General features: G+C 64.0%; 2 protein-coding genes and 1 pseudogene. All 3 read right to left on the bottom strand.

Annotated features, from left to right (window positions below):
• A partial coding sequence (gene tnpC, locus J2T57_RS22055; protein ID WP_436262724.1) for an IS66 family transposase occupies positions 1–1,411 on the bottom strand: 1,411 nt, incomplete at its 3' end.
• Positions 1,412–1,479: 68 nt separating this feature from the next.
• Positions 1,480–1,827: an IS66 family insertion sequence element accessory protein TnpB gene (tnpB, locus tag J2T57_RS22050; protein ID WP_253485959.1), complete on the bottom strand. Its 348-nt coding sequence runs from the start codon at positions 1,825–1,827 to the stop codon at positions 1,480–1,482.
• Positions 1,824–2,126 (bottom strand): annotated as a pseudogene (gene tnpA / locus J2T57_RS22580) (IS66-like element accessory protein TnpA); the annotation flags it as partial. The gene tnpB and the pseudogene tnpA, both read right to left, overlap by 4 nt.
• Positions 2,127–2,212: the final 86 nt, after the last annotated feature.

Genomic DNA, 2,212 nt, shown 5'->3' with positions numbered 1-2,212 from the left:
TGCCGTTGAGCTTGGCCGTGCCGATGAGGCTGTAGACGAGCGCAGCACTTTCCCCACCACGGTCGGAACCGGCGAAGAGATAATTCTTGCGCCCAAGTGCCACCGTGCGCAGCGCCCGCTCGGCAGCGTTGTTGTCGATCTCGATGCAGCCGTTGTCACAATAGCGCGTCAGTGCCTGCCAACGCTCCAGGGCATAGCGTACGGCTCCTGCGAAGGCGGACTTCGCGGAGACCTTGCGTAGCTTCTCCCGCAACCACCGCTCGAGATTCTCGAGTGCGGGTCCTGCACGGGCCTGGCGCTCTTTGCAGCGGACGTCCGGCGGCTTGCCACGGAGGTCCGCCTCAATGGCGTAGAGCCGGGCGATGCGCTGCAAGGCCTCAACGGCAAGCGGTGTGCCGTTGGCCTGGGCAATGTCGTGGAACTTCCGCCGCACATGCGCCCAGCAGGCAGCCTCCTCGACCCGGCCGCTGTCGTAGAGTGGCCTGAAACCGGCAAACCCATCGGCATGCAACACGCCTTCGAAGTCCTTGAGATGCTGCTGTGGATGTTCGCCCTTGCGGTTGGGGGAGTAACGGAAGAAAACCGCGGGCGGCGCCTCGCCACCGTGAGGCTGCTCGTCACGCACGTACGTCCAGAGCCGCGCGGTGCGTGTCTTGCCGGTGCCAGGCGCAAGCACGGGTACTGGCGTGTCGTCGCCGTGAATACTCCTTGCGCTCAGCACATGGGCTGCCAGTGCGTCGCCAAGCGGGGCGAGCAGTGCCGTCGTAGAGCCAACCCAGTCGGCCAGGGTTGAGCGGGAGAGCTCCACACCCTCCCGGGCGTAGATCGCGGACTGCCGATACAGTGGCAGATGGTCGCAGAATTTCGCGACCAGGACCTGGGCAAGGAGTCCAGGTCCGGCGAGCCCACGGGCAATTGGCCGCATGGGCGCTGGTACCTGGATGATGGCCTCGCAATCATTGCAGCGCCGCTTCGGGCGCACGTGACGAATGACCTTGAAGGACGCCGGCACGTACTCCAGTACCTCGGAGATATCCTCGCCGAAGTCGGTGAGCGCGCCACCACAGTCCGGGCAGGTGCAGGCCGGTGCATGAACCTGTTCTTCCCTCGGCAAGTGCTCTGGCAGCGCCTTGCGGGCAGGCTTCCCCCTCGCCGTCGGTGCACAGGCCGGCTCACTTTGCGGCGCATCAGCCTTCTCGCACTCAAGTTCCTCAATGGCGAGTTCGAGCTGATTGATTTGGTCGTCGAGTTGTTCGGAGGAGCGGCCGAACCGCAGGCGCCTCAGGCGCGCGAGTTCCAGCTTGAGCTTCTCGAGTTCAAATTCCCGGTGGGAGAGGCGTTGCCGAAGGGACTCGGCCTCCGCCTGACTCTCGCGCAACAGCGCCCGGAGAGCGGCAACATCGGTAGGCAGTTCTTGGGACCGGGCGGTATCCTTTTGCACGCAGTCATTATATCAAAAACCCAGCACTGGCGCGCCTTTCAGGCGGCTGTCTCAGGAGTATGCGTGCGGCTTGGCAAACGCCAGTCGATGCCTTCGAGCAGCATGGACAACTGCGCTGGCGACAGGCGGACAGTGCCGTTCTCGGCCTGCGGCCAGATGAAGCGCCCACGTTCCAATCGCTTGTAGTAGAGACACAGTCCCTGGCCGTCCCACCACAGCACCTTGATGCGATCACCGCGGCGACCACGGAAGACGAACAGTTGCCCGCCGAAGGGACTGCGGCAAAGGCGATGCTGCACCACAGCGGCTAGCCCATCAAAACCCTTGCGCATGTCCGTGACGCCGGTGACCAGAAAAATTCGCGTGCTCGCCGGTGGCGCCATCATCGGCCCAGCACCTCCAGCACCGTGCGCAGCACAGCGACATCAGCGCTGCCACGAATGATTACCCGATCACCGCTACGCAGCACAATGTCCATGCCACTCCCGGACGCTCCACCGACAGTCTCGGGCACGGCTGTCGGCACCGATGGAGCGGGCTTATTCACCTGGATTGGAATCAGGTCTCCGGCATCCTCAAGGAGCCCCTCGCGATACTCCTTTCGCCAACGGAAGAGTTGGTTAGCATTGACGTCGTGCCGGCGCGCGACAACAGACACCGATGCGCCGGACGTGAGCGTCTCCTCAGCCATCTGCCGCTTGTACTCCCGGCTGAATCGGCGGCGCTGGCCAACCGCACGCTCGGTCTCATCGACTGAAGTGTCCACCTCAC

The organism is Natronocella acetinitrilica (assembly GCF_024170285.1).
Lineage (GTDB): Bacteria > Pseudomonadota > Gammaproteobacteria > Nitrococcales > Aquisalimonadaceae > Natronocella > Natronocella acetinitrilica.
The sequence above is the reverse complement of the archived record's forward strand: the minus strand, read 5'-3'. Positions and strand labels throughout refer to the sequence as shown.

Coding starts and splice junctions, on each gene's coding strand:
- tnpB (WP_253485959.1), bottom strand. CDS start 1,827: ATGATGGCGCCACCGGCGAGCACGCGAATTTTTCTGGTCACCGGCGTC.